Raw genomic sequence first — 24,823 nt, 5'->3', positions numbered from 1 at the left:
GGTGGCCAGCCGGTCGGCGTCGCGGCCGCACAGCGCCACCGCGGCGCCGGCCTCCAGCAGCAGCTCGACCGTGGCCAGGCCGATGCCGGAGGAGCCGCCGGTCACGACGGCAACCTTGCCGCCGAGTTCAATCATGGACATCTTGCTTTGCTCCGTTCACAGGTTGACCACCTTGCGGCCGAGCGTCGGCCGGTAGTCGAGCAGGCGCGACAGTTCGCCCGCGGTGTTCCTGACTTTCTCGACCATGCCGCCCAGTTCCCCGGGATCGATATGCGAGGCCGGGATCGTCACGCCCATCGCGGCCACCACGCGCGCGCTGCGGTCGCGCACCGGCGCGGCGATCGTCGAGATGCTGGCCTCGTAGAAGCCCTCCTGCAGCACGTAGCCGCGCTCGCGGTCGGTCTGCACCATCTCGAACAGCGCGTCGACCGTGCGCGGCGTGCCCTCGGAGAAGGCTTCCAGTCGCGGCTCGGGATAGAGCTCGCGCAGCTCGGCCAGCGTCAGGTCCTCGAGCAGCACGCGGCCCAGCACCGTTGCATGCGCGGGCAGCCGCGTGCCGACGTTGACGCTGCTGGCGAACGGCCGCGGCGCCACCGACTTGGCGACGTAGACGATCGAACGGCCGTCGCGCACGACCAGGTTGCATGGATAGCCGGTCTCGTCGCGCAGCCGGTCGAGCAGCGGCGCACCGAGCTCGGTCAGCTCCAGCGACGCCAGGTATTCGAAGCCCAGCCGCAGCACGGCCATGCCAAGCCGGTATTCGCGGCCGTTGTCGCTGCGTTCGACAAAGCCCAGCATCTCCAGCGTGGCGAGCAGGCGGAACACGGTCGAACGCGGCGCCTGCAGGCGGCGCGCCAGTTCGGCCGCGCTCAGCGTGCGTTCCGCGCGGCTGAATTCGCCGAGCAGCCGCAGGCCGCGTTCGAGGCCGGGCACGATGTACTTGTCCTGGACGGTGTCCGGCGGCAGAGGGTCGGTCATGGGAATCCGGGGTCGGGGCGGGTGGCCGCTGCTGTCAGCGCTTGATCTTCGACAGCGGGTGTTCGGGCGGATAGGTCGGCGTGATCGGCTTCTTCGCACCGAGCATCACGCACATCAGCGCGTCTTCCTCGCCGATATTGATTTCCTCGCGATAGACGCCCGGCGGCACCGACACCAGGTCGCGATCGGTCAGGATGGTCTCGTAGCGCTCGCCGTCCTTCTCCAGCACCAGCTTGATCTTGCCGCGCAGGATGAAGAACACCTCCTCGACATCGGTGTGCAGGTGCGACGGGCCTTCATGGCCGGCCGGAATGATCATCGTCGAGAAGGTGAAGTGCTCCGACGGCACGGTGTTGCTGTCCGCTGCCACCCCGGTGCCGCCGGTGCCGAGATAGCGCATCTGCGCGCGGCGGTACTTCGGGTCGTAGTCGGCCTGGAACTTCAGCGCGTTCCAGTCGTAGCGGCGCGTCGCAAAGCGCGCGACCCGGCCCTCCATCCACTGCTCGAACGAGGCGCCCTCGGGACGGTCCCAGCTGCGCTTGAGGTCTTGTTGTTCGGAGAGATCGCTCATTTGGATTTCCTTCGGTCTTCGGTGTCTTCAGGTCTTCAGGGTCTTCAGTGACGTCAATGACGTCAGTGCATGACAAAACCGCCGTTCACCGCCAGGGTCTGGCCGGTCACGAAGCGGGAAAGATCGGACAGCGCGAACAGCACGGCGCCGCAGACATCGGCGGGCAGTTGCTCGCGCGAGATCGCACGCTGCTCGCGATAGAGCTCGTGCCGTTTCTGCGGGACGTACTCGGTGGCCTCGACCAGCGTCAGGCCCGGCGCCACGGCATTGACCGTGATGTTGTCCGGGCCCAGTTCGCGTGCCAGCGAACGGGTCATGCCGATGATGGCGCTCTTGCTGGCCACATAAGCCAGCAGGTTCGGCGCGCCCCACAGCGGCGTGTCGGAGGCCAGGTTGACGATGGCGCCGCGGCCGCTGTCGCGCAGCGCGGGCAGGCAGGCCGTGGTCATCAGCCAGGTGCCGCGCACGTTCACGTTCATCACGCGGTCCCAGGTGTCGATATCGATCGCGCTGGCGTCGCGCCCGCCGGAGTCGGTCACCGCGGCGTTGTTCACCAGCCCGTCGAGGCCGCCCAGCTTGCGCACCGCCTCGGCGGCGCAGGCCTGCACCGAGGTGGGATCGGACAGATCGAGCGGCAGCGCCACCGCGCGCAGGCCGCGCGAGGCCAGCGCTTCCGCTTCCTGATGCAGGCGATCGGCCAGGATGTCGGCCATCGCCACCGAGGCGCCGGCCTCGGCGATCGCGGTGGCAAAGGCCAGGCCCAGGCCGCGGGCGGCGCCGGTAACGAGCACCTTGCGGCCGGCGAGCATCGACGACGTGTCGCCGGGATGCTGGAACTCAGGCATGGCTGGCGACTCCCGAGGCCGCCGGCTGCAGCATCGCGATCGGCGCATCGGCGAGTTCCTGCTCGGCGCGGCGGCGCAGCAGACGGCGCACGCGCGTGATGCCGACATCGTGCTGGTAGAGCATTTCGTGCTCGCGGGCGTTGGGCGCCATCGATTCGAGCACCACGCGGTCCTGCTCCAGCACGTCCCAGTGCAGCTTCTCCAGCCGGTTGCGGTAGAGGAAGCGCCAGACATCGCGCTCCCAGCCCTGGACATGGCGGGTGCGCCAGAAGAACACCATGCAGTGTTCCTCGTCGACCGGCGTCGCCACACCGACGATGCCGAACGGACCGCCGGGGCCGACCTTCGGGCGATACGGGATCGCCAGGCGCAGCCACATCGTGCCCGTCTCGCCGAACTCGACCCAGTCGAAATTGACGCCGCGCTGGCCGGTCTTCTCGAACATCAGGCCGTGCTCGGTCTCGCGCACGGCCATCACCGCCTGCTTCTCGCCGCTGGCCATCGAATGCGAGACCGCATGCAGGTAGGCGCCGTGCATCGGGTCCATGACGTTGTCGATCGCGTAGCGGTAGTTGCAGTCCCAGTGCGCGACGCACAGGAAGTGGCTGTGCTCCGGGTTCTCCAGCTCTTCGGGCAAGCGCAGCGCATCGGTGCTGTCGGCACCGTCGAGCGGCGCGCGCTCGCCGAACCACAGGAAGATCGCGCCGGCCTTCTCCTGGACCGGATAGCTGCGCACGCAGGTCTTGCCTTCGAGCGGGCAACTCTCGACCGCCGGCACGCTCTTGACCTGTCCGTCGCCGCCGACCTCGACGCCGTGGTACCAGCAGGCGACGCGGTCGCCCAGGTTCCAGCCCATCGACAGGCGTGCGCCGCGGTGCGGGCAGCGGTCCTCCAGCGCATGGACCTGGCCGGCGCCGTCGCGCCACAGCACGATGTTCTGGCTCAGCCGGGTGATGCCGATCGGTGCATGGGTCACCGACCACGACGCGGCCACCGGGTACCAGTAGTTGCGCAGGCCGGTGTTCAGCCGTTCTTCGATGCGGGCTTGCTTGTTCGATTCCATCGTTGTTCTCTCTTGCGGGACCGCTGGGTGTCGTCGGGGGTCGTCTGGGTCAGGCGCCCAGACGCTGCATCTCGGCCAGGAAGCGCGCCTCGGTCCAGGGCTGGCCATCGGCGGTCAGGAAGCCGGCGCGGTTGAAGGCGCGCACCACGTCTTCGGGCGTCGTCGCGCCTGCTTCGAAGGCGGACTCGAGCGCATCGCCGAGCGCGTTCTCGTAAGCGGTCGGCAGTGCCGAGCGCGTCTGCCAGACGATGTTGGGCACCTTGCCCGGCCGCTCGATATAGCCCTTGCCCGCCACGTTGTTCGGCGCGGGCTTGTCCCAGGGCGCGAGCTGCGGGTTGTAGTCGAGGATTTCCATTGCGCTTGCTCCTTTTTCCGATCGGCCGGTGTCTCGCTGTATGTTTTATATATGGAACAGCGATCCATGTATTGAACACGACTGAACTATAGACCTCGGCGTTGCGGGATTGGACTGGGGTTTACCCGGGAACCGCGTGTCGGACAGGAAACAGGTGATGTTGTCGTCCCCGCGTCCGCGGGAACGACACTGTCTAGCTGGCGGAACGTTGGTCCAACGCCGCGCGAATCCACCGCGCGACGGTGGCCGCCTGCTCGATGTAGCAGGCATGGCCGGCATCGGGGATCGGCGTGAACGGCAGGCCGAACCGCTGCGCCAGCGCTTCGGCGCCGATCGGTGGCGTCACGACGTCCCGAGTGCCACAGCCGATCTCGACCGGTACGTCGTCATGCCGGCGCGCCAGGTAGGCGCCGATGTCGTCGCCGCACAGCATCGCCACCGCCTGGCGGTAGCCGTCCGGATTCAGGCGGTTCATGTTCCATCGCACCCATTCGCGCGCCCCGGCGTCGGCGTCGGGACTCAACAGCCGCGCCGGGCCGCGTTCGGCCAGCCCGGATACACCGAGCGTGGCCAATGCCTCGAGCCGTTGCCGCGCAACGTCAGCCGCCTTCTGTTCTTTGCCGGGGGCGCCATAGCCTTGCGCGGGACTTGCCAGCAGCACACGCGCGGGACGCCAGTCCGGTTCGGCTTGCGCCAGATAGGCCGCTGCCATCAGCGCGCCGAGCGAATGGCCGACGATCAGCGCCGGCCGAAGATCCAGCGTCCGCAGCAGCACCTGCAGGCGCACGGCGTAATCCGATGCGCGCGGCGCGCGCTCGGCCAGCGGCGTCGATGCGCCATAGCCGGGTGCGTCCCAGGCGATCACGCGCGCATGGGCAGCCAGCAGGCTCGCGCATGGCAGCCATGACGCCGCCCCCGAACTGATCCCGTGCAACAGCAGCACCACAGGTCCCTGGCCGCCGCCAACGCGGTAGGCCACCTGCGCTCCGCTGGCATCCACGGTCGACAGCGTTTCCGCGAACGTGTCGGCGAGCCGGGTAAGCATGGCCGGTTGGCGCCGGTCGGAGTTTTGTTCCATATATGAAACCTACGTCCTTAGGTAAAACTTCTCGACTATATCGCCCGGAAATTCCGCTGAAGATCCGCGTAAACACCTACCGGCCCGCTAGGGAATTCCCTGCCCGCCCGAGGCCAAAACGCCCGCTATATTGCGCTTGTCGTTTCCTATGTAATTCACTGTTTTATATATGAAACGCAAAAGGCCATCAGGACTGCCAGTACAACGAGGAACGGACGCGATCGGCCACAGAGACGACGCGGCCGCCGGAACCACCACAAGACGGAATCGGGAAGGAATCGCAATGAAATTAGGACGGATCGCACTGGCCGCGCTTGCCGCCGCGCCGGTGATGGCGGCCGCGCAATCGGTCACGCTGTATGGCGTGGTCGATACCGGCGTCGAGTATGTGAACAACGTCGGCCCCAACAAGGACAGCATCGTCCGCATGCCGAACCTGACGGCGACGGTGCCGTCGCGCTGGGGCATCCGCGGCACCGAGGACCTGGGCGGCGGGCTCAAGGGCCTGTTCGTGCTGGAGTCCGGCTTTGGCCCGGATACCGGCAATGCCAACCAGGGCGGCCGGCTGTTCGGCCGCCAGGCCTGGGTCGGCGTTTCCGGTCCGTGGGGCCAGATCTCGCTGGGCCGGCAGTACACGATGCTGTTCTGGGCGATCCTCGATTCGGACATCCTGGGGCCCAACGTCTACGGTTCGGGTTCCCTGGACAGCTACATCCCCAACACGCGGCATGACAATGCCGTGGTCTACAAGGGCACCTTCGGCGGGCTGACGGTGGGCGCCTCGTACAGCTTCGGCCGCGATGCCGCCAATGCCGGTCCGAGCCCGTCCGGCACCAATTGCGCGGGCGAGAACCCCGCCGATGCGCGCGCCTGCCGCGCCTGGTCGGCGCTGGTCCAGTACGCGACCAAGACGTGGGGCGTGCATGCGGCCTACGACTCGCTGCGCGGCGGCCCCGGCGCGTTTGCCGGCCTGACGAGCAGCAGCCTGACCGACGATCGCGTGTCGGTCGGCGGCTATGTCCTGCTTGATCGCGTCAAGGCCGGCGCCGGCCTGATCCGCCGCGACAACGAGGCCAGCCCCACTCCGCGCAGCGACATGTGGTACGCCGGCCTGGCCTACGACATCACGCCCGCCTTCCAGCTGGCCGGGCAGGTCTACTACCTGAAATACCGCCACAGCGACAACGACCAGATGCTGTACGCGCTGCGCGGCTCGTATGCGTTCTCGAAGCGGACGATGGTCTATGCGACCGCGGGCTTCATCGACAACGACGGCACGCTGACGACTTCAGTCAGCGGTGGATCCCCGGGCTCGAACACGCGCCCCGGCGGCTCGCAGCTCGGCGCGATGCTGGGCATCAAGCACGTGTTCTGATCGCCGGCATCGCTGAACGCAGACAACTGGAGGAATCATGAAGCAGTCCACCACCCGCAAACTGTTCGCGGCCGTTACGGCGGCCGTTACGGCGGCCGTTACGGCGGCCGGCGCGCTGCTCGGCACGGGCGCCGCGCAGGCGCAGGGCTATCCGAGCAAACCCATCACGATCGTGGTCGCCTATCCGGCCGGCGGGGACACCGACGTGCTGGCGCGGATGATCGCGGAGAAGCTAGCGATCCGGCTGAACCAGTCGGTCGTCGTCGAGAACCGCACCGGCGCCGCCGGCACGATCGGCAGCGCCTACGTCGCCAAGGCGCAGCCGGACGGCTACACGCTGTTGGCCGCGCCGAACACCGTGGCGCTCGCCCCCCTCGTACTCAAGCCCGGCTCGGGCGCAGCCTACGACGTGCAGCGCGACTTCACGCCGGTGATACAGACCGGCAGCCAGTCGCTGTTCGTGGTCGTCAACAAGTCGACCGGCATCAGCAAGATGAGCGATCTGGTGGCGCGCGCCAGGGCCGGCACGGTGCAGACCTATGCGTCGCCGGGCAACGGCTCGCCGATGCATATCCTCGGCGAGCTGTTCAACAAGGCGGCCGGCGTGCGGATCGCGCAGGTTCCGTATCGCGGCACCGCGCCGGCGGTGGTGGACGTGCTGGGCGGCCAGGTGCCGATGACCTATTCCACCTATGGCGCCGTGTTCCAGTACGTGACCAACGGCCGCCTGCTGCCGATCGCCGTGGCAGATCCGAAGCGCTCGCCGTTTGCGCCCAACGTGCCGACGCTGGCCGAGCTCGGCTACAAGGACGTCGAAGTGGGTGCGTGGCAGGCGATCCTCGGTCCGAAGGGTATGCCGGCTGACGTGGTGCGAACGCTGAACGGGCATATCAACGAAATCCTGAAGATGCCGGACATCATCGAGAAGATGGCGACCTTCGGCATCAGCCCGGTCGGAGGGGATGCCACCCATCTGGGCAAGCTGATTGCGGCGGATGCGAACCGCTATGCGCGGATCGTCAAGGAGTTTGGGATTCAGGCGGATTGATATGCGGTGAGGTTATTGGCGCCGTCGTTCAGGTCAGGTGCACGACGGCGCCAATCTCATGCGGCGGGGGTGAAGCTCACAGGTTATCTGGGCGTGTCTTCGAAGACTTCAGCAAGCGATTTTGCATGGACCGCTCGCAATGCCCAGCCCATCAATTCTTCCGCGACGTCGGTGTTGGCCTCAGTGAGTGCCTGGCGTGTCGTCTGCCAGCGGATCCTTGAACACGTCGTCCAGCGTCTCCGCGCGAAGCAGGCGCAGCGCCCATCGCTCGAGTTCCTTTTCGGTTGCGCCCTCAATCTTGGTCACGGCATATTCGGGCAAGGCTCCGAAGCGGGCAGTCAGCTGCCGTTGGAGGTACGCCGTCGCGGCGTCCGCTCGCCCCTTCTGCTCCCCCTCGATTCGTCCTTGTTGAATGTACTCATGCGCCCACACCTTGAAACTCTGACTTAGCTTCATCTTCATCTCCACAAGATCATTGACCACCGGTACGTCCAAGGTGTTTCCGCTGCGCCTGCCGATCAGTCCCGGCAACACATTGAGGAAGATTCGCTTCAGTCCTTCGTCGCCTTTGACGATGTCCGCAAGCTTGTCGATCAACTCGCCGACCTCCTGCTGGGTTTCCGCCTCTTCCAGCTGCATCAGCACGGCAACCGGATTGCGCATCGCGCGCAGCTGTTCCTTGCCGATGCGTCCGCTGTCCAACAACAGATATTTAAGCTTGGGCAGGTACTCACCGACAAGTCCGGGCACGTCCGGCAGCATCGCCGCGATATCGGTGGGTGCATCCCATGGCCCTTCACCGTTGTACAGGACGATGGGCAGCACCGGCGGGATGCCTCGTCGGGGCTTGACGTACTCCTTGCGGATCAGGCTTTGATAGAGCAGTCCCAGATAGGACATGATGCGCACCGGCATGCCGTGATCGACTGTGCTCTGAAACTCCATCATCAAATAGAGATACAGCCATTCGTCATCGGCGCGGACCCGCCACACCATATCGTTGGCCCGCTGCCGCAGATCGTCGGAGACATAGTGGCCAGGGACGCATTCCAGCGTGCTGAAATCCAGCCCCTGTAACCATCCGTCGGGGATAAAGCCCGAGACAAGATTGCGGACCATCGCGGGCGATGAATACAGCTGCTTGTAGCTGGCGTCTTCGATTTGAACCATGGTTGGAACCGAGGAGTGTCGAGGCCGACAGCATCCTGCGCGCGGGCTTTCGATGCTTCACAGAAGGACACGCATTTTGCGTTTCATGTCGCCGTCGGCCGACATTGAGAATCGTCTTAGCGATGGGTGCGCCGTGGCCCATCAGGCCGACCTGGCCGCCAGCAGTCTTCGGCAAAATCGCGGACACTATCCGGCGTTGCAAACACAACTCGATCGGCTTGCCGCCGGAATGGCCGGCGGTGCCAGGCCGCCCCGAAGGAGACACCATGACCCAAAAGAAGGCCATCCTTGTCATCGGTGCCGGCGATGCGACCGGCGGTGCCATTGCGCGGCGCTTCGCCCGCGAGGGCTATATCGCCTGCGTGACCCGGCGCCATGCCGACAAGCTGGCGCCGCTGGTTCAGCAGATCGAAGCCGAGGGCGGCATCGCGCATGCTTTCGGCTCGGACGCGCGCAAGGAAGAGGAAATGACGAGCCTGGTCCAGCGGATCGAGGCCGACATCGCGCCGATCGAGGTGGCGGTGTTCAACATCGGCGCGAACGTCCGCTTCGACGTGCTGGACACGACGGCCCGCGTCTACTTCAAGGTCTGGGAGATGGCCTGCTTCGCGGGCTTCCTGATGGGACGCGAGACGGCCCGCGTGATGGTGCCGCGCGGCCGCGGTTCGATCTTCTTTACGGGAGCGACCGCCAGCATGCGCGGCCGCGCCGGATTCTCGGCGTTTGCCGGGGCCAAGCACGGCCTGCGCGCGCTGGCGCAATCGATGGCGAAGGAGCTGGGGCCACAGGGCATCCACGTGGCCCACCCGATCATCGACGGCGCCATCGACACCGCCTTTATCCGCGAGAACTTCCCCGAGCGCTATGCGCTGAAGGATCGCGACGGCATCCTGAATCCCGAGCACATCGCCGACGCCTACTGGATGCTGCACCAGCAGCCGCGCGACGCGTGGACGCATGAGCTCGATCTGCGGCCGTGGATCGAGGCCTGGTGATCGGGCTGCCGGGGGGCCTCGGCCCCTACTCAGGGTGTCGGGCTTCCCGCTTCCGGCTACCGGCTACCGGCTTTCCAGCTTCCCGCATGGACGAGGCACCGTGCCTCGCCCATGCATTGCCCCTCAGCGCCGCGCGTCGAACATCCCGGCCAGCCGCTGGAACGTCAACTGCTCGGCCTCCATGACGATCCGGTCGATCAGCGTCTTGACGCTCGGAATGTCGTGGATCAGGCCGGCGACCATGCCGCAGCTCCAGGCCCCCGCCTCGACATCGCCCTCCACCATCACCTTGGGATAGATGCCGGCGACCTGATCGTAGATATCCGCGATCTTCAGGTCGGCGCCCTTCTCGCGCTCGATCTGCAGCAGCCGCTCGACGCCGCCATTGTTCAGCACCCGCTCGGTATTGCGCAGCGCCCGCATGATCAGCCGCGTGTCCAGCTCGCTGGCCTCGACGATCGCCTGCTTGACATTCGCATGCACCGGCGCTTCCTCGGTGGCCAGGAAGCGGGTACCCATATTGATGCCGTCCGCGCCCAGCGCCAGCGCGGCCACCAGGCTGCGGCCGTCCGCCATGCCCCCGGACGCGACGAACGGAATCTTCAGCGTTTCGGCGGCCCGCGGCAGCAGGATCATGTTGGGCACGTCGTCCTCGCCCGGATGGCCGCCGCATTCGAAGCCGTCGACGCTGGCCGCATCGCAGCCGATCTTCTCGGCCTTCAGCGCGTGGCGCACCGACGTGCATTTGTGAATCACCTTGATGCCGGCCGCCTTCAACGCCGGCATGTACTGTTCGGGACTGCGGCCCGCGGTCTCGACGATACGCACGCCCCCTTCGGCGATGGCGGCGATGTATTCCGCGTAGGGCGGCTCGGAGAACGTCGGCAGGAAGGTCAGGTTGACGCCGAACGGCTGGTCCGTCATCTCGCGGCAGCGCGCGATCTCCCTGGCCAGCAGCTCGGGCGTGCGCTGCGTCAGCGCAGTGATGATGCCCAGGCCGCCGGCATTGGAAACGGCCGCCGCCAGATCGGCAAGGCCGACGAAATGCATGCCGCCCTGGATGATCGGATAGCGGATCGCGAACAGTTCAGTGATGCGTGTTTTCATGGGCAGGAAGCCTCCGAACGGGTGGAAAGGCAGGGCGCGAATCAGGCGGCGCGCACGCGGATGATTTCCTCTTCGACATCGCGCAGGCTGTCCTTGCCGAAGAAGATCTCGTCGTCGACGAAGAAGGTCGGCGCGCCGAATGCCCCACGCTCGAATGCGCGCTGCGTATTGCCGAGCAGCGTTTCCTTGACGGCCGGCTGATTGATCGCCTCCAGCAGCCGAGACCCATCCAGCCCGGCCTCGTCCAGCACGGACGCGATCACGGCCGGATCGTCCATCTTCAATCCGCGCTCCCACATCGCGCCGAAGACCGCGTCGACATATCGCGCAAAGCTGCCATCGTGGCTCGCCGCGATCGCCCCTCGCATGATCTGCAGCGTATTGACCGGAAAGTGGGGATTCATTCGAAACGCGGTCAGGCCGTGCCGCCGGATAAAGCGCTGCATTTCCAGCCGCCCGTATTCCGGCTTGTTCTTGATACCGGCGAACGCCTCCATCGGCGATCGATTGCCGGTCAGCCGAAACAGGCCGCCAAGCAGGATCGGAACGTATTCGAATGTCGCGCCGGTGCGCGCTTCGATGGCCGGAATGACCTTGTGTGCCAGGTAGGCGTTGGGACTGCCGAAATCGAACAGGAACTGCGCGTTGACGGTACGCATCGCTTGTCTCCATCTCCGGGTGTGGATGGTTGCCGAACGAGTTCGCCGGCTTGTTCTCCGCCAACAATGTACCGTCGTGCGCCTGTTTGGCAAGGCTTTCCGCGCTTGTTCCACCATGCAGTCCGGGCGGACAAGCCGTGCGGGCATTAGCCGCGGCTCTCTCCGATCGGCGCGCCGCGCTTGGGCACCACCTTGGCCTTGACCACCGACGTATTGGTTTCCGCCATCTGGGCCACGCGATCCAGCAGGCCATCGAGCTCCTCGATCGAACGCACATAAAGGCGCGCAATAAAGCAATCCTCGCCGGTCACCTTGTCGCATTCCCCGATCTCCGGAATATCGGCAATCAGCTTTTGCACGATATGGAGCTTGCCGGGCAGCGGGCGGATACGAACGATGGCCTGCAGCGGATAACCGAGCGCGGCCGGATCGATATCGATGGTGAAGGCGCGAATGACCTTGCGTTCTTCCAGGCGTTTGAGCCGCTCCGAAGTGCTCGGCGAAGACAGCCCGACCCGCGCCGCCAACTCCTTCAGTGAAATCCGGGCGTCCTCCGCCAGCACGGCGAGGATGCGCCGATCGACATCGTCGAGCATTTTTTATTTCCTTAGGGGATCAGGCGATATACCTTCGAAATACAGGAACTGCCGCCATCCCGCCTAACAAACCATATAGAATCGCGGCCCTCGTCATGCGATTCTAAACACCATTCAGCCCTCAGGAGAAAGACGGTGAATTCCCTACGCGGCACTGCCGAAATGACGGCCTCGATGGTGTTGTCCGGCACCATCGGCTGGTTCGTGGTCGAGTCCGGACAGCCGATCCGCGACGTCGTGTTCTGGCGCTGCCTGTTCGGCGCGCTGACGCTGCTGGCGGTCTGCGCCGCGCTGGGCATGCTGCGGCAGCTGACCTGGCGCACGCTGGGCCTGGCGGCACTGGGCGGCGTCGCGATCGTGATGAACTGGCTGCTGCTGTTTGCGGCCTATCCGCGCGCCTCGATTTCGATCGCGACGGCGGTCTACAACACGCAGCCGTTCATGCTGGTGGCATTGGGCGCGCTGCTGTTTTCCGAACGCATCACGCTGACCAAGCTGGCCTGGCTGCTGATCGCCTTCACCGGCGTGCTGATGATCGTGCAGGCAAAGCCCGATCACGGCCATGGCGCCACCGACTATCTGGGCGGTATCGCGCTGGCGCTGGGTGCCGCGTTCTTCTATGCGGTCGCGGCCATCATCACCAAGCGGTTGTCGGGCGTGCCGCCGCATCTGATCGCGCTGATCCAGGCCTGCGTCGGCATGGCGATGCTGGCCCCGTTCGCCAATTTGTCGGACCTGGCGGCCTACGACGGGTCGTGGCCGATGCTGGTGACGATCGGCGTGGTCCATACCGGGCTGGTCTACATCCTGCTGTATGGCGCGATCCAGAAGCTGTCGACCGCGATGACGGCGGCGCTGTCGTTCGTCTATCCCGTGGTCGCGATCGTCGTCGATATGGTGGCCTTCGGCCTGCGCCTCGATTGGGCGCAATGGACCGGTGCCGCGGCGATCCTGATCGCGGCCGCCGGCATGACGCTGGGATGGCGGCTGCCGCTTGCGCGCAAGCACGGCGCCGCCGCCAAGAGCGGATCCGCTTAACGACGTCTCCGCCCTCCTGCCACCCCGTTCCGGTATACTTCGGCCCGGGTGCTCACCCCACGGGGTGGCAGGATTTGCGTCGGTCGGGCCGCCACGCGGCTTTTCCGCGACCGATGCATGCACCACCCTCATCCAGACCATTCCCCTGGTCGACTCTCCGCTCCCACGCGCTGTCACGCAACGCCCCCTTCCGCGCCTCCCGGCAACGGAAGCCGCGGCGCCTGCGCGCGCGCATTTCCATTCGCTTCCATCCCGGTATAGCTCCCCAAGAGAGGTCCCATGGCAATCGTACAAAGACGACTCTCCAATACGTTCCAGCGCTTTTTCGAGTCCGAGAAGGCGGGCGGCATCCTGCTGATCGCCTGCACCGTCGTTTCGCTGATACTGGCCAATTCGCCGGTCGGCGATCAGTACCTCCACCTGTGGCATGTGAAAGTCGCGGGCCTCAGCGTCGAGCACTGGATCAATGATGCGCTGATGGCCATTTTCTTCCTGCTGATTGGCCTCGAACTCGAACGCGAGCTGTACAACGGCGAACTGTCCAGCCTCCGGAATGCCCTGCTGCCCATCGTCGCGGCGGCCGGCGGCATAGCGGTTCCCGCACTGATCCACTTCGGATTCAACGGCGGCACGCCGACGCAGGCCGGCATCGGCATTCCGATGGCGACCGACATCGCGTTCGCGCTCGGCGTGCTGGCGCTGCTTGGCAGCCGCGTGCCGGCCTCGCTGAAGGTCTTCCTGACCGCGCTTGCCGTGATGGACGACCTCGGCGCCATCATCGTGATCGCGCTGTTCTACACGGCCGAACTGGCGTTCGTCTATCTGGCCGGCGCGCTCGCGGTATTCGCCGCGCTGCTGGTGATGAACCGCGTGCTGCGCGTGATGTCGCTGATCCCCTACCTGCTGGGCGGCGTGCTGATGTGGTTCCTGATGCTGAAGTCCGGCGTGCACGCGACGATTGCCGGCGTGCTGCTGGCTTTCGCGATCCCCTTCTCCGCCAGGCAGGACGACGCTGCTTCGCCGTCGCATCGGCTCGAGCACTTCCTGCACCGGCCGGTCGCCTTCGTGATCCTGCCGATCTTCGCACTGGCCAATACCGGCATCGTCATCGGCAGCGACTGGGCGCAGGAGCTGGCCTCGTCGAACAGCCTTGGCATCCTGGCCGGGCTGGTGGTCGGCAAACCGCTGGGCATCACGCTCGTCAGCTTCGTCGCGGTCGCCATCGGTCTCTGCAAGCTGCCGCTCGACCTGCGTTGGCGGCATGTCCTTGGCGCGGGCCTGCTCGGCGGCATCGGCTTCACGATGTCGATCTTCATCACCAACCTGGCCTTTACCGATGCGCCGGCCGTGATCAATGCATCGAAGATGGCGATCCTGCTGGCATCGCTGAGCGCGGGTGTGCTGGGCTTTGCCTGGCTAAAGCTGTTCGGCAAGCCGGTGGCGTCCGATGTCGATATGGATACGATGGATTTCGAGGCCGATCCGGTATCGCCTTCGGAGGTTCCCTCGGGGCGCTGACGGCCCGGAGGGGTGGATCCGCCCTGCCCTCTCCCCGACCCTCTTCCGCAAGCGGGAGAGGGAGATTGCGCAGCGAGAGGCGAGTCACTATGGTTGACCGGAATGCCGGTGGTTGGCTCCCCTCTCCCGCTGGCGGGAGAGGGGCCGGGGGAGAGGGCCGCCCCCCCCGAACACAACACTACCTCGCGTCGTGCGAATGCACCTGCAGCGCCTCCAGGAAGCGCGACACCATGTTGTACGCGGCAATGGTAGCGGTCAGTTCGACCACATGCCGATGCGAGAAGTGCCGCGCGATCCCGGCAAACACGGCGGGCTCCACGCGGATGTCGCGCGTCATCGCGTCGGTGTAGGCAAGCACCGCGCGCTCGACATCGACGAACAGCGCGCTGTCGCGCCAGTCGGGCAAGGCATCGAGCTGGGCTTGCGTCATGCCTTCCTTCAGCGCGATCGGCGCATGCTGGTCGGCCTCGTACGACGCACCGTTCAGAATCGCCACGCGCATGATCACCATCTCGCGCAGCGCGCCCGGCAGGCTCGACTTCTGGCGGATGGCGGTCAGATAGGTCAGCCAGCCTTCCGCCACGGGCGGCGCGTGCAGCAGCATCTGATAGAGATGCAGCACGCTGCCGCGCTCGGCGGCGATCCGTTCGGCCAGCGGCTGGATGTCGGGAGCCGAAAGATCGGCGTAGGGAATGGCGGCCATGTCTGGGTCCGTAGTGGGATAAATGGAATCGGCGTGGTCTATTCCGCGACGATCACCTTGCGGCGCACGAGATCGCCCATGGCGCCCGCGTCCTTCTTGACCCGGGCGGCAAAGGCCTCGGGACTGCTGTTGACGATATCGAACGCATTCTCTGCGAATCGCTTCGATACCTCGGGATCTTGCATGACCTTGTGCGTCGCGGCCAGCAGCTTCGCGCGAACGTCGGGCGGCAAGCCCTGCGGCGCGACCAGGCCGATCCAGGTCGGATACTCGAAGCCCGGAATCGCCTCGCTCATCGTCGGCACGTCGGGCAGCATCGCGGACCGCTTCGGCGAGCTGACCGCCAGCGCGCGGACCTTGCCCGCCTTGATATGCGGCAGCATCACCGACAGGCCGGCGAACGCGTACTGGACATGGCCGCCAAGCAGGTCGGTCAGCAACGGCGCCGCGCCCTTGTACGGGATATGAGTCGTCGCCAGCTGCCTGGCAATGGACAGCTGCGCGCTGTTGACGTGCCCGGCCGACGCCGTGCCCGCGGATCCATACGAGGTATTGGGATTGGCCTTCAGGTAGGCCACCAGCTGATCCAGATTGTTGGCGGGCAACGCGTTGTTGACGACCAGCACCTGCGGCGTCGTGACCAGCAGGCTCAGGTAGTCGAACGACTTGAACGTATCGAAGCGCAGGTTCTTGACCGTGTAGTGATTCACCGCATGCGAATCCAGCGCCAGCATCAGCGTATAGCCATCTGGCTTCGCCCGTGCCAGATCGGCCGCGCCCAGCGAGCCGCTGGCACCGGGCTTGTTCTCGATGACGATCGGCTGGCCCAGCTCCTTGCCCAGCGCGCCGGAAATCGTGCGCGCGGTCTGGTCCACCGCGCCGCCCGGCGCGAACGGCACGATCAGCCGGATCGGCTGGCTCGGATACGCCTGGCTCCAGGCGGTAGCGGCGGGAAAGAGGGCAGCGGCGGCCAGCGCCGCGGCGCCGAACAGGCGCCGGGGAAGGATAGTCATCGTGGTCTCCTGTCGTTATTGTTGGCAAGGCTGGCGAGAGCCTTGCCGCATGCCTGTCGGCATCGAACTGCAATGCAAGCGGCACGCAGCCGCTATCGCGTCGCGGCAACGAGCCCGCCGTCGACGACGATCTCGGTGCCGGTGATATAGCGGCTCTCGTCGGCTGCCAGAAACAGCACCGCGTGCGCGGTGTCCCAGCCATCGCCCATCCGCTGCATGGGAACCTGGCCATGCCGGTGCGCAATGAACGCCTGCGTATCGCCGCCGGCATACTTGGCGGCCAGCCCTTCGATCAACGGGGTATGCATCAGTCCGGGCACCACGCAGTTCAGCCGGATGTTGTCCGGCGCGTGAATCACCGCGGTCGTCCGCGTGAAATGCATCAGGCCCGCCTTGGCCGCGGCATAGGCAACCTGCGGCTTGCCGACATACCGCAGCCCGGCCACCGAGGCGATATTGACGACCGCACCGCCGCCCTGCTGCTTCATGATCGGCAGGACGTGCTTGCACGCCAGGAACGCGCCCTTCAGGTTCACCTGCATCTGCGCATCCCAGACGGCTTCGTCCATGTCGACGGGACCGCCGGGCTGCGACAGGCCAACGTTGTTGACCAGGATATCGATACGGCCATGGCGCGACAGGCAGGCCCGCACCGCGTCCTCGACCTGCTCCGCGCTGGTGCTGTCGCACGCGACCACATCGGCATCGTAGCCTTCGGCGACGATCAGTTCGCGCGTGCGCACCGCATGGCCCAGATGCAGGTCCGTGCCGAACACCCGCGCCCCCTGCCGCGCCATCAGCATCGCGGTGGCGCGCCCGTTCCCCCACCCTTCGGCGACGGCGCCGCATCCCATGATCAGCGCCACCTTGCCGTTCAGATCCAGCATCTCGTCTCCGTTGTCCAGGTCCGCAAGGAAATCCCGCAATCGCTTGCGCGGCCCATTCTAGGGAGACTACATTTATTGCGGAAATTCCCTTTGTCTATAGATTGATAGACCCGAAGAATGAATATCACACCCCGCCAACTGCGGATCTTCCTGGCACTGGCGCAATCGCTGAATTTCAGCCGCACCGCCGAGCAGTTTTTCGTCACGCAGCCGTCGTTGAGCAAGGCGGTCAAGGAGATGGAGGAGGAACTGGGCATCGCGCTGTTCGAACGATCGACGCGCAGCGTCCGGCTGACGCCGGCCGGCGAGCAGCTGGTGCCGATGGCCCGCCGCATCGTCGGCGAGTTCGATTCCGGCCTGCGGCATCTGCAGAGCCGCGCGGAACAGGAGGCGCAGCGGCTGTCGATCGCGGCGCTGCCATCCCTTGCCAACGTGCTGTTGCCCGGCGTCTGTGCGGCGCTGGAACGGCGCTATCCGCATGCGCAGATCGCGGTGCACGACTGCGCGGATCAGGCCGCGGTACAGCGCGTGATCGACTATCAGGTCGACTTCGCGCTGGCCTCCGCGTCGCCCTCCAACCCTGACCTGCTGTTCCGGGAGATCCTGCGCGATCGCTTTGTGCTGCTCGCTCCGGCGCAGTGGCGCAAACCCTTGCGCAAGCGCATGCATATGGACGAACTCGCCGGCCTGCCGCTCATCAGCATGACCGACCGCAGCACCGCGATGAAATACATGAGCGCCGCGTTCCTGCAGCGCGGCGTGCAGTTCCGCCCGAAGCTCCAGCTGGACCAGATCGGCACCATTGCAGGCTTCGTCAAGGAAGGGCTTGGCATCGCGGTGCTGCCCTATCTCGGCATCATGCCGCTGCTGTCGCTGAAGGGCATGCGGGTGGCGGAGATCGTCGATGGGCCGGTGCGGTCCGTTGGCCTGGTCAGCCGCAAGACGTCGCCGCCGTCGGAAATCGCGGCGCAGGCCATGGTGGAGGTCGGCATCGTCGCCGACCGGCTGAAGCGGCGGTGGCCGGGCTGGATCTGGCCACCGGCCGCATAGCCTCTATCTTCTCGCCAAGCCTTAGCGGCTGAACGCCGCCTGCAGGTCGGCCTGGCTGGTCACGCCTCGCTGCAACAGCAGCATCAGCAGGATGCGCGCCTTGGCCGGCTTCAGATCGTCGGCCATCACCGCGCCGGCGTCGAACGTGGTCTTGCCGCCGCCGACGAAGCCATAGTTCGGCAGAACGCGTCCGTTGTGCACCCGCGTCGAGATCACGACCGGCACCTGCCTGGACAGCGCATATTTGACGGCCTCGAACATCGGCTGATTCATGTTGCCCATGCCCAGCGCCTGCACCACGATGCCCTTGACGCCGCGATCGACGGCGTTGCGCAGCGCAGCGCCATCGGCGCCGCCGTACATCGCGACGATTTCGACCTCGGGCATCTTGTCGGTCTGGATCGGAATATGCTGGCGGCGCGATGGCGTGCTCGAGTAAATCACCCGATCCGGATAGACCTCGCCGATAAAGCCGAAATCACCCGAATTGAACGTCTCGACGTTCGCGGTGTGGGTCTTGGTGACGTAGCGGGCGGCATTGATCTGATTGTTCATCGCCAGCATCACGCCCTTGCCCTTCGATTGCTCGTCGACGGCGATGCGGGCGGCGTTCAGCAGATTGCGGGGGCCGTCGAAGTCCGGCGAAGACGCGTTGCGCTGCGCGCCGATCAGCACGACCGGCTTGTCCGAGCGCACCGTCAAGTCGAGCCAGTATGCGGTTTCTTCCAGCGTATCGGTGCCGTGCGACACGATGACCCCGGCGACGTCAGGCCGGTCCAGCGAAGCCTGCACGGCCCGGGTCAGCGCGACCCAGCGCGGCGGGTCCATATAGTCCGACGGCACGTTGGACAGATTATTGACCTGGATGGTGGCGTACTTGCCGATGTCGGGCACCGTGGCCAGCAAGTCGTCGCCGGAGATCGCCGGCACCGGCGCATTCTTGACCGGGTCGATCTTCATCGCGATGGTGCCGCCCGTGGCGATGAACTGCACCACGGGCTTGCCTTGCGCAAAGGCGGTGGCGGATGCAAACAACAGCATGCTGAGCAGGGCGCGGCGTGGCTTCATTCGAAGTCTCCTGTGATGTGATGATCGGAATCCGGCTCGGCCCCTGCGTCGGGACCGGCGGGTTCGCAGGCATTGGGCCACATCCTGGCATCGCGCGCCATCCGGGCGATTCCCCGTATTCCCCATATTTCCCGGGGCGCTGCGCGACGCCCCGGCGCAGACATGGCCCTTATTGCTTGCGCTGCGCCAGCGCATTGCGGATTGCTGCCTCCGTTTCCGCGTACTGCCCCTCGCCGAAATGCTGGTAGACGATCCTGCCTTCCGCATCGACGAGATAGAGCGCGGGCCAGTATCGATTGTGATAGGCCGACCATGTCGCGTAGCCATTGTCCTGCGCGACCGGATAGCGGATATCGAAACGCTTGATCGCGGCCTGCACGTTGGCGGTCGACTTTTCGAACGGAAACTCGGGCGTATGCACGCCGACCACGACCAGCCCCTGGTCCTTGTACTTGTCGTGCCACTGCTTGACGTAGGGCAGCGTGTTGATGCAATTGATGCAGGAATAGGTCCAGAAGTCGACCAGCACGACCTTGCCGCGCAGGCCCTGCATCGACAGCGGCTGTGAGTTCAGCCAGCGGTCGATGCCGACGAATTCGGGGGCTTTGGTTTGGTTCGGGATCGTGAACCCAAATGCGGAACCAACGCCGGAACCAACGGCGTTGGCGCCATTGCCGACGAAACAGACCGCGGCGATGCCGGCGGCGGCCAATGTGGAAGCGAGAAGCGTGCGCATGATGTCGGACAGGTCGAAATGGATAAGAGGAGGCGGCTTGCGGACCGGGGAAGCGGCCACGCTTGCCGATCGATCGACCGGCAGCGGGCCCTTGCACGCTCAGACCAGCACGGTCTCCACGTGGATGTTTCCGCGCGTTGCCTTCGAGTACGGGCAAATGCCGTGCGCGGTCTCGACCAGGGCCCGCCCCACTTCGCTGTCCACCCCGGGGATATGCACGTGCAGTCGGGCCTGCAGCAGGAAGGCCTGGCCGGCCATCGCCAGGTCGACCTCGGCGTCGACCGACGGGGCGGACGGCAGCGCGACGTTCAGCTTGCTGGCGGCCTTGCCCAGCGCGCCGATGAAGCAGGCCGACCAGCCCGCGGCGAACAGCTGCTCCGGGTTGGTGCCGGCGCCCTTGCTTCCCGGCGGTGACAGCTTGATGTTCAACCGGCCGTCGTCGCTGTGCGCCTCGCCGTCGCGTCCGCCGGTGGTGCGGGTCTTGCCGGTGTACAGCACCTTGTCGATCCGGGCCATCTGGGTTGTTTGGGACGTTTGGGTCATTCGGGTTCCCTCGCTGATTCGATCAATGGGTTGCGTTCGATGATGGTGATTTCGCGGGCCGGGCGGTCAGGCGTAGGCGCCGTCCAGATACGGGTCGGCGCTGCGCGCAGGTTCGGCCGAGACGCCGGTACGGTCCTGTCCGGCCAGCGTACGAGCGCCGTCGCTGTACGGGTCGAACTGGCGGGCACCGTCGCTGTACGGATCGGTCTGGCGCGCGCCGTCGCTGTAGACGCTGCGCGGCTCCTGCGCCGAGCGGGCGCCGCTGCTGTACGGGTCGCGAGCATCGGCCACCGAGCGGGCGCCCTCGGTGTAGGGGTCCCGCGCACCGGGCTGGGCGAAGCTGGCGGCTTGCGCGCCGGCGGCAGCGGCGGCGAGCGACAGGGCAAAAACAAAGCGCTTGGCGAATTGGGCGGTCATGATGGTTTCCTTTGAAAGAGATTGCGTTGCGGGTTGGTATCGCGCGGTCCGGATCGCTTCGTTGTCGTTCAGCGCCGGGCCACGGATGCCATTTAAGGCGACCGACGTATCGCGCCCGTAGCGGGCAAGGGCCGTTTTTGTCTGGGTGCGTATCGCCGCGGACGCGAGATACAAAGGCATACAAAGCGGGCAAAAAAAATCGGCCCCGAGGAGCCGATGTCGCAGGAAGAAGGGACCGTTACGTCAGCCCAGCTTGACTTCGGCCGCCAGGCCGCCCCCCTCCCGATTGCGCAGCGTCAGCGTGCCGCCGATGGCCGCCGTCAGCTCGTGGGCGATCGCCAGGCCCAGGCCGGTACCGCCGGTTTCCCGGCTGCGCGACTGCTCCAGGCGCACGAAGGGCTTGAGCACGGCCTCGAGCTGGTCGTCCGGAATACCGGTGCCGCGATCGAGCACCTCGATGGCCACCGTGTCCCCGTCCCGGCGCACGCTCAGTTCCGCCGACCCACCGAACTTCAGCGCGTTGTCGATCAGGTTGGTCAGCACGCGCCGCAATGCATGCGGCCGCGTGACGATGGCTCCGCCGGCGTTCTGCAGCATCGTGACGGCCTTGCCGGTGTCCTGATAGTCGTAGGCCAGGCTCTCGACAAAGGAGCCCAGGTCGATCCGCGACGGCTTCTCGCCATCGCCGTGCGCACTGCGGGCGTACGCCAGCCCTTCCTGGACCAGCGTCTGGATCTCGGACAGGTCGTTCAGCATCTTGCGCTTGTCGTCCGAGTCGTCGGCCATTTCGGCACGCAGCTTCATCCGTGTGATCGGCGTCTGCAGATCGTGCGAGATCGCGGCGAGGATCTGCACCCGTTCTTCGACAAAGCGCGCGATGCGGCCCCGCATCGCATTGAATGCGCGCGCGGCGCGGGCCAGTTCGGTGGGGCCGCTCTCGTCGAGCGGCGCCGATTGGGTGTTGGGATCGAGTGCGTCCGCGGCATCGCCGAGCGCGACCAGCGGCCGTATGGCCAGCCGCACGGCGAACCAGCAACACAGGATCAGCAACAGCAGCTGCAGGATCAGCACATAGGGCAGCCATTGCGCGATCGGCGTCATGCGCGGATGCACGTCGATGGTCAGCGGACTGCCGTCGCTCAGCGTCAGATGGGCCTGCACGCGCTTGCCGTCGCCGGGGATCGATTCCACCCGCACCGGAAAGCGGCCTCCGCTCGCTTCGGTGATCCGTTCGGCGATATCCCTGCCGCGGGCCGTCATCTCGGGCACGCCGGGGAGACCCTCGCCGAGGATGTACTGATAGTTGCCGCGATTGACGCGCGGCAGCCACTGCGGCCGCTCCGCCGCCGGCAGGCGGTCGAGGATGGCAATCGACGTGGCCACGTCGGTCTCCAGCGTGCCAAGCATCACCTGCCGGGCCGACATATACCGCTCGGAGAACAGCACCGCGAACGACAGGCCGTGGGCGACGACCAGGCCGGTCAGCAGGATCAGGAACAGGCGCGATCGCAGCGTGCGCGGCCACGCCCAGCGGGGCGCGTTCACTGCCGGGCCTCGCGGATTTCCACCGGCGAGGCAAAGACATAGCCCTCGCTACGCACGGTCTTGATATAGCTCGGCTCGCGCGCATCGTCGTTCAGGCGCTGGCGCAGGCGGCTGACCAGCAAGTCGATCGAGCGCTCGAACATCTCGGCCTCCCTCCCCTGGGTCAGGTTCAGCAGCTGGTCGCGATTGAGCACGCGCTGCGGGTGGTCGACGAACACGCGCAGCAGCCGGTATTCCGCGCCGCTCAACGCGACAATGGTGCCCTCGGCGTCGATCAGATGGCGCGCGGTGGTATCGAGCTGCCACGTGCCGAAGGCGAGGATCTGCCCTGCCTCGGTGATCTGCAGATTGGGCGGCAGCATGCGGGTACGGCGCAGCACCGCCTTGATACGGGCCAGCAGTTCGCGCGCGGCAAACGGCTTGGCAAGGTAGTCGTCGGCGCCCATTTCAAGGCCGATGATGCGGTCGGTCTCGTCGTCGCGCGCGGTCAGCATCAGCACCGGCGTGGACTTGTGCTTGCCGGCGCGCAGCTCGCGGCACAGCACCAGGCCATCGTCGCCGGGCAACATCACGTCGAGCACGATCAGGTCGACGGTATTGGCGTCCAGGAAGGCGCGCATATGGCGGCCGTCGGGCGCCACCGTCACGCGCAGACCGTTCTTGGTCAGATAGGTCGAGACCAGTTCCCGGATTTCCCGGTCGTCATCGACGATGAGGATATGGTCGACGTGTGCGTCCATTGTTGTCACCGGCAGGTTGAAGGAGAGCAAGCTGTGCGCGACAGGGCGTACCGCCATGCCTGCCGCCCCGGCATTGTATGGGGACGGCAAATCCGCGTGTATCGCAATGTATCTGGCCGGCAAGACCCCACACTGCGGTACAAACTCGCCGCTCGATGACACATCGCAGCGACGCCAGCCGGGTCTGATCGAGGGCAAGCCAACCCTTTGTCTGGAGACACGATCATGACCCTGCTGATTCTCGCCTACCTTGGCGGCGCCCTGACCATCCTGAGCCCCTGCATCCTGCCGGTGCTGCCCTTTGTGCTGAGCCGGTCCGGACAGCCGTTCCTGCGCGGCACGCTGCCGATGCTCGCCGGCATGGCGCTGACCTTTGCCGCCGTGGTGACGCTGGCCTCCGCCGGCGGTGCCTGGGTTGTTCAGGCCAACGAGTACGGGCGCATCGCGGCCCTGGTGCTGCTTGCGGTGTTCGGCCTGTCGCTGCTGCTGCCCCGCCTGGCCGATGCGCTGGCCCGTCCGCTGGTGACGCTCGGCAACCGCCTGGCCGACGGTAGTGGCAATGGCAATGGCAGCGGCAGCGGCAGGGGTGGTGGTGGCAGCGCCGGCACCATATGGGGCTCGCTGGGCCTTGGCGCCGCCACCGGCATGCTGTGGGCCCCGTGCGCCGGCCCGATCCTTGGACTGGTGCTGACCGGTGCGGCGCTGAACGGCGCGAGCGTGTCGACGTCGCTGGCGTTGCTGGCCTACGCCGCGGGGGCGGCGACCTCGCTGGCGGCTGCGCTGGGCATCGGCGGCCGCGTGCTAACCGCCATGAAGCGTTCGATGGGTGCGACCGAATGGCTGCGCCGCGCGCTGGGCCTGGCCGTGCTGGGCGGCGTGCTGGCGATCGGTACCGGGGCGGATACGGGGCTGCTCGCCCGCCTGTCGACCAACGGCCCGGCATGGCTCGAGCAGGTGCTGGTCGATGCGGTGGGACTGCCGACTCGCGCGCACTAGGGCTTGACCCGGAACCGCGGCGCGCGCATTGGGCGATCAGCGTCGGATCACGGACGCTCGCGCCGCGGCTCCACATAAGGCTCGACGCGCGCGTCGCGCATCGCATAGCCGCTGTCGCCCATCGCCGTCTCGGCACGCTCGACGCGCAGCACGCCCTCGATCCACACGGTATCCATCGTGCGGGTACCCTGCAGCGGCGCCTTCGCCTGGACGTGGACGACCTGATTGGCGGGCGGCGGCGGCACGTGGATGCAGGCGCCGAAATACGGCACCAGCAGGAATTCGCGGATCGCCTCGCCCTCGCCGCCCAACGAGACGACGAAGCCCGGCAGCCGTACCGGCGAACCATCGAGGGAAGGTTCGACCGGCGCTTCCTGCCAGTATTGTTTGGCCTTCTCCAGCGCTGCCTGCGCCCGGGGATCGCCATCTTCCATCTGTGCCAGGTCCAGGCCCTTCAGCGGCGCGAGCGGATCCCATCCTTTCGGCAGCAGCGCGTCCCATTCGATCTCGCGATAGGTCGTGGGCGCGGGAGCCGTGGGCGGCGTCTCGCGCTCCAGCGTTTCGCCGATCGCGTATTTGCGCCGCGCGGTCGACGACGATCCGGCCGAGTCGCCGCGGCCGCGGATCCACCAGAGCCCCGCCGTGCTCAGGCCCGCCACCCCCAACGCGCCGCCTGCCGCGAGCAGCCACTTGCGGCGCCGCGGATTGCCTGGCGTTTGCCTAGTCATC

The 24,823-nt window shown here is 66.3% G+C and carries 27 protein-coding genes and 1 pseudogene; 7 read left to right on the top strand and 21 right to left on the bottom strand.

The window, feature by feature from the left end:
* The 7 genes from B551_RS25550 to B551_RS09985 all read right to left on the bottom strand — a co-directional run.
* The coding region (locus B551_RS25550; RefSeq protein WP_157071952.1) for an SDR family NAD(P)-dependent oxidoreductase at positions 1-141 on the bottom strand (141 nt) is incomplete at its 3' end.
* Positions 142-156: 15 nt separating this feature from the next.
* Positions 157-978 carry an IclR family transcriptional regulator gene (locus B551_RS10010; protein ID WP_006576774.1) on the bottom strand — a complete coding sequence of 274 codons (822 nt, stop codon included), beginning with the start codon at positions 976-978 and terminating at the stop codon, positions 157-159.
* Positions 979-1,012: 34 nt separating this feature from the next.
* A complete protein-coding gene (locus B551_RS10005; RefSeq protein WP_006576773.1) occupies positions 1,013-1,549 on the bottom strand; it encodes a cupin domain-containing protein in 537 nt (178 codons plus the stop codon).
* A 62-nt stretch (positions 1,550-1,611) separates the two neighbouring features.
* Complete coding sequence (locus B551_RS10000) at positions 1,612-2,394, bottom strand: SDR family oxidoreductase (RefSeq protein WP_006576772.1); 783 nt, start codon at positions 2,392-2,394, stop codon at positions 1,612-1,614.
* Complete coding sequence (locus tag B551_RS09995; RefSeq protein WP_006576771.1) at positions 2,387-3,457, bottom strand: aromatic ring-hydroxylating dioxygenase subunit alpha; 1,071 nt, start codon at positions 3,455-3,457, stop codon at positions 2,387-2,389. Before B551_RS09995 ends, B551_RS10000 begins: the two co-directional genes overlap by 8 nt.
* Positions 3,458-3,506: 49 nt before the next feature.
* Positions 3,507-3,812 carry a recombinase-like helix-turn-helix domain-containing protein gene (locus B551_RS09990; protein ID WP_006576770.1) on the bottom strand — a complete coding sequence of 102 codons (306 nt, stop codon included), beginning with the start codon at positions 3,810-3,812 and terminating at the stop codon, positions 3,507-3,509.
* A gap of 193 nt (positions 3,813-4,005) precedes the next feature.
* Entirely contained in the window at positions 4,006-4,890 is an 885-nt protein-coding gene (locus B551_RS09985) for an alpha/beta fold hydrolase (RefSeq protein ID WP_023263997.1), read from the bottom strand.
* A 283-nt stretch (positions 4,891-5,173) separates the two neighbouring features.
* On the opposite strand from B551_RS09985, the gene B551_RS09980 reads away from it, so the two are divergent.
* Together B551_RS09980 and B551_RS09975 are read left to right on the top strand one after the other, a co-directional pair.
* Complete coding sequence (locus B551_RS09980; protein ID WP_006576768.1) at positions 5,174-6,265, top strand: porin; 1,092 nt, start codon at positions 5,174-5,176, stop codon at positions 6,263-6,265.
* A 37-nt stretch (positions 6,266-6,302) separates the two neighbouring features.
* Positions 6,303-7,313 carry a tripartite tricarboxylate transporter substrate binding protein gene (locus B551_RS09975; protein WP_006576767.1) on the top strand — a complete coding sequence of 337 codons (1,011 nt, stop codon included), beginning with the start codon at positions 6,303-6,305 and terminating at the stop codon, positions 7,311-7,313.
* Positions 7,314-7,493: 180 nt separating this feature from the next.
* Here the strand turns inward: B551_RS09975 and B551_RS09970 are convergent, their stop codons facing one another.
* The gene (locus tag B551_RS09970) at positions 7,494-8,483 is read right to left on the bottom strand and encodes an Rpn family recombination-promoting nuclease/putative transposase (protein ID WP_006576766.1); all 990 of its coding nucleotides are present in this window, start codon (positions 8,481-8,483) and stop codon (positions 7,494-7,496) included.
* A gap of 266 nt (positions 8,484-8,749) precedes the next feature.
* Here B551_RS09970 and B551_RS09965 point away from each other — a divergent pair, with 266 nt between their 5' ends.
* Entirely contained in the window at positions 8,750-9,478 is a 729-nt protein-coding gene (locus B551_RS09965) for an SDR family oxidoreductase (RefSeq protein ID WP_006576765.1), read from the top strand.
* Between the two features lie 123 nt (positions 9,479-9,601).
* Here the strand turns inward: B551_RS09965 and B551_RS09960 are convergent, their stop codons facing one another.
* The 3 genes from B551_RS09960 to B551_RS09950 all read right to left on the bottom strand — a co-directional run bounded on the left by B551_RS09960 (position 9,602) and on the right by B551_RS09950 (position 11,840).
* Positions 9,602-10,585 (bottom strand): nitronate monooxygenase family protein, encoded by a 984-nt coding sequence (locus tag B551_RS09960; RefSeq protein WP_006576764.1) that lies wholly within the window; start codon positions 10,583-10,585, stop codon positions 9,602-9,604.
* A gap of 41 nt (positions 10,586-10,626) precedes the next feature.
* Complete coding sequence (locus B551_RS09955; protein WP_006576763.1) at positions 10,627-11,244, bottom strand: 2-hydroxychromene-2-carboxylate isomerase; 618 nt, start codon at positions 11,242-11,244, stop codon at positions 10,627-10,629.
* Positions 11,245-11,390: 146 nt separating this feature from the next.
* Entirely contained in the window at positions 11,391-11,840 is a 450-nt protein-coding gene (locus tag B551_RS09950) for an Lrp/AsnC family transcriptional regulator (RefSeq protein WP_006576762.1), read from the bottom strand.
* A gap of 162 nt (positions 11,841-12,002) precedes the next feature.
* Between B551_RS09950 and B551_RS09945 the strand changes: the two genes are divergently transcribed.
* Both B551_RS09945 and nhaA read left to right on the top strand, forming a co-directional pair.
* The gene (locus tag B551_RS09945) at positions 12,003-12,878 is read left to right on the top strand and encodes a DMT family transporter (protein WP_043438555.1); all 876 of its coding nucleotides are present in this window, start codon (positions 12,003-12,005) and stop codon (positions 12,876-12,878) included.
* 279 nt (positions 12,879-13,157) lie between these two features.
* Entirely contained in the window at positions 13,158-14,396 is a 1,239-nt protein-coding gene (gene nhaA / locus B551_RS09940; RefSeq protein WP_006576760.1) for a Na+/H+ antiporter NhaA, read from the top strand.
* A gap of 178 nt (positions 14,397-14,574) precedes the next feature.
* Here nhaA and B551_RS09935 read toward each other — a convergent pair whose 3' ends face one another.
* The 3 genes from B551_RS09935 to B551_RS09925 all read right to left on the bottom strand — a co-directional run bounded on the left by B551_RS09935 (position 14,575) and on the right by B551_RS09925 (position 16,999).
* Positions 14,575-15,099 (bottom strand): carboxymuconolactone decarboxylase family protein, encoded by a 525-nt coding sequence (locus B551_RS09935; RefSeq protein ID WP_006576759.1) that lies wholly within the window; start codon positions 15,097-15,099, stop codon positions 14,575-14,577.
* 38 nt (positions 15,100-15,137) lie between these two features.
* Positions 15,138-16,112, bottom strand: coding sequence for a tripartite tricarboxylate transporter substrate binding protein (locus tag B551_RS09930; protein ID WP_006576758.1), 975 nt, complete (start codon positions 16,110-16,112; stop codon positions 15,138-15,140).
* 92 nt (positions 16,113-16,204) lie between these two features.
* Positions 16,205-16,999 (bottom strand): SDR family NAD(P)-dependent oxidoreductase, encoded by a 795-nt coding sequence (locus B551_RS09925; RefSeq protein ID WP_006576757.1) that lies wholly within the window; start codon positions 16,997-16,999, stop codon positions 16,205-16,207.
* A gap of 117 nt (positions 17,000-17,116) precedes the next feature.
* Here B551_RS09925 and B551_RS09920 point away from each other — a divergent pair, with 117 nt between their 5' ends.
* Positions 17,117-18,049 carry a LysR family transcriptional regulator gene (locus tag B551_RS09920; protein ID WP_006576756.1) on the top strand — a complete coding sequence of 311 codons (933 nt, stop codon included), beginning with the start codon at positions 17,117-17,119 and terminating at the stop codon, positions 18,047-18,049.
* 21 nt (positions 18,050-18,070) lie between these two features.
* On the opposite strand, the gene B551_RS09915 is transcribed toward B551_RS09920, so the two are convergent.
* The 6 genes from B551_RS09915 to B551_RS09890 all read right to left on the bottom strand — a co-directional run bounded on the left by B551_RS09915 (position 18,071) and on the right by B551_RS09890 (position 23,098).
* Positions 18,071-19,117, bottom strand: coding sequence for an asparaginase (locus B551_RS09915; protein ID WP_006576755.1), 1,047 nt, complete (start codon positions 19,115-19,117; stop codon positions 18,071-18,073).
* 169 nt (positions 19,118-19,286) lie between these two features.
* Positions 19,287-19,853, bottom strand: a complete 567-nt coding sequence (locus tag B551_RS09910; protein ID WP_023263995.1) for a thioredoxin family protein — start codon at positions 19,851-19,853, stop codon at positions 19,287-19,289.
* A 99-nt stretch (positions 19,854-19,952) separates the two neighbouring features.
* Positions 19,953-20,369 (bottom strand): organic hydroperoxide resistance protein, encoded by a 417-nt coding sequence (locus B551_RS09905; protein WP_006576753.1) that lies wholly within the window; start codon positions 20,367-20,369, stop codon positions 19,953-19,955.
* Positions 20,370-20,462: 93 nt separating this feature from the next.
* Entirely contained in the window at positions 20,463-20,813 is a 351-nt protein-coding gene (locus B551_RS09900; protein ID WP_006576752.1) for a hypothetical protein, read from the bottom strand.
* 243 nt (positions 20,814-21,056) lie between these two features.
* Positions 21,057-22,358, bottom strand: a complete 1,302-nt coding sequence (locus tag B551_RS09895) for an ATP-binding protein (protein WP_006576751.1) — start codon at positions 22,356-22,358, stop codon at positions 21,057-21,059.
* Positions 22,355-23,098 carry a response regulator gene (locus B551_RS09890; RefSeq protein WP_006576750.1) on the bottom strand — a complete coding sequence of 248 codons (744 nt, stop codon included), beginning with the start codon at positions 23,096-23,098 and terminating at the stop codon, positions 22,355-22,357. The genes B551_RS09895 and B551_RS09890 overlap by 4 nt, the downstream gene beginning before the upstream one ends.
* 225 nt (positions 23,099-23,323) lie before the next feature.
* Here B551_RS09890 and B551_RS09885 point away from each other — a divergent pair.
* Positions 23,324-24,070: pseudogene (locus B551_RS09885) on the top strand (cytochrome c biogenesis CcdA family protein); the annotation flags it as partial.
* 71 nt (positions 24,071-24,141) lie between these two features.
* On the opposite strand, the gene B551_RS09880 reads toward B551_RS09885, so the two are convergent.
* A complete protein-coding gene (locus B551_RS09880; protein ID WP_023263994.1) occupies positions 24,142-24,822 on the bottom strand; it encodes a DUF3299 domain-containing protein in 681 nt (226 codons plus the stop codon).
* Position 24,823 lies beyond the last annotated feature (1 nt).

The sequence above is a fragment of the Cupriavidus sp. HPC(L) genome (assembly GCF_000307735.3).
GTDB lineage: Bacteria > Pseudomonadota > Gammaproteobacteria > Burkholderiales > Burkholderiaceae > Cupriavidus.
Note: the sequence above shows the minus strand (reverse complement) of the source record. Positions and strands in the feature narration are given on the sequence as shown.

Bases quoted from the DNA above. Each gene is read 5' to 3' on its own strand.
- B551_RS09945 (WP_043438555.1), top strand. From the start codon at position 12,003: ATGACGGCCTCGATGGTGTTGTCCGGCACCATCGGCTGGTTCGTGGTC.
- B551_RS10005 (WP_006576773.1), bottom strand. From the start codon at position 1,549: ATGAGCGATCTCTCCGAACAACAAGACCTCAAGCGCAGCTGGGACCGT.
- B551_RS09925 (WP_006576757.1), bottom strand. From the start codon at position 16,999: ATGCTGGATCTGAACGGCAAGGTGGCGCTGATCATGGGATGCGGCGCC.
- B551_RS09900 (WP_006576752.1), bottom strand. From the start codon at position 20,813: ATGACCGCCCAATTCGCCAAGCGCTTTGTTTTTGCCCTGTCGCTCGCC.
- nhaA (WP_006576760.1), top strand. From the start codon at position 13,158: ATGGCAATCGTACAAAGACGACTCTCCAATACGTTCCAGCGCTTTTTC.
- B551_RS09985 (WP_023263997.1), bottom strand. From the start codon at position 4,890: ATGGAACAAAACTCCGACCGGCGCCAACCGGCCATGCTTACCCGGCTC.
- B551_RS09980 (WP_006576768.1), top strand. From the start codon at position 5,174: ATGAAATTAGGACGGATCGCACTGGCCGCGCTTGCCGCCGCGCCGGTG.
- B551_RS09935 (WP_006576759.1), bottom strand. From the start codon at position 15,099: ATGGCCGCCATTCCCTACGCCGATCTTTCGGCTCCCGACATCCAGCCG.
- B551_RS09880 (WP_023263994.1), bottom strand. From the start codon at position 24,822: ATGACTAGGCAAACGCCAGGCAATCCGCGGCGCCGCAAGTGGCTGCTC.
- B551_RS09920 (WP_006576756.1), top strand. From the start codon at position 17,117: ATGAATATCACACCCCGCCAACTGCGGATCTTCCTGGCACTGGCGCAA.
- B551_RS09955 (WP_006576763.1), bottom strand. From the start codon at position 11,244: ATGCGTACCGTCAACGCGCAGTTCCTGTTCGATTTCGGCAGTCCCAAC.
- B551_RS09960 (WP_006576764.1), bottom strand. From the start codon at position 10,585: ATGAAAACACGCATCACTGAACTGTTCGCGATCCGCTATCCGATCATC.
- B551_RS09905 (WP_006576753.1), bottom strand. From the start codon at position 20,369: ATGGCCCGGATCGACAAGGTGCTGTACACCGGCAAGACCCGCACCACC.
- B551_RS09930 (WP_006576758.1), bottom strand. From the start codon at position 16,112: ATGACTATCCTTCCCCGGCGCCTGTTCGGCGCCGCGGCGCTGGCCGCC.
- B551_RS10000 (WP_006576772.1), bottom strand. From the start codon at position 2,394: ATGCCTGAGTTCCAGCATCCCGGCGACACGTCGTCGATGCTCGCCGGC.
- B551_RS09970 (WP_006576766.1), bottom strand. From the start codon at position 8,483: ATGGTTCAAATCGAAGACGCCAGCTACAAGCAGCTGTATTCATCGCCC.
- B551_RS09890 (WP_006576750.1), bottom strand. From the start codon at position 23,098: ATGGACGCACACGTCGACCATATCCTCATCGTCGATGACGACCGGGAA.
- B551_RS09965 (WP_006576765.1), top strand. From the start codon at position 8,750: ATGACCCAAAAGAAGGCCATCCTTGTCATCGGTGCCGGCGATGCGACC.
- B551_RS09995 (WP_006576771.1), bottom strand. From the start codon at position 3,457: ATGGAATCGAACAAGCAAGCCCGCATCGAAGAACGGCTGAACACCGGC.
- B551_RS09950 (WP_006576762.1), bottom strand. From the start codon at position 11,840: ATGCTCGACGATGTCGATCGGCGCATCCTCGCCGTGCTGGCGGAGGAC.
- B551_RS09975 (WP_006576767.1), top strand. From the start codon at position 6,303: ATGAAGCAGTCCACCACCCGCAAACTGTTCGCGGCCGTTACGGCGGCC.
- B551_RS09910 (WP_023263995.1), bottom strand. From the start codon at position 19,853: ATGCGCACGCTTCTCGCTTCCACATTGGCCGCCGCCGGCATCGCCGCG.
- B551_RS09915 (WP_006576755.1), bottom strand. From the start codon at position 19,117: ATGAAGCCACGCCGCGCCCTGCTCAGCATGCTGTTGTTTGCATCCGCC.
- B551_RS10010 (WP_006576774.1), bottom strand. From the start codon at position 978: ATGACCGACCCTCTGCCGCCGGACACCGTCCAGGACAAGTACATCGTG.
- B551_RS09990 (WP_006576770.1), bottom strand. From the start codon at position 3,812: ATGGAAATCCTCGACTACAACCCGCAGCTCGCGCCCTGGGACAAGCCC.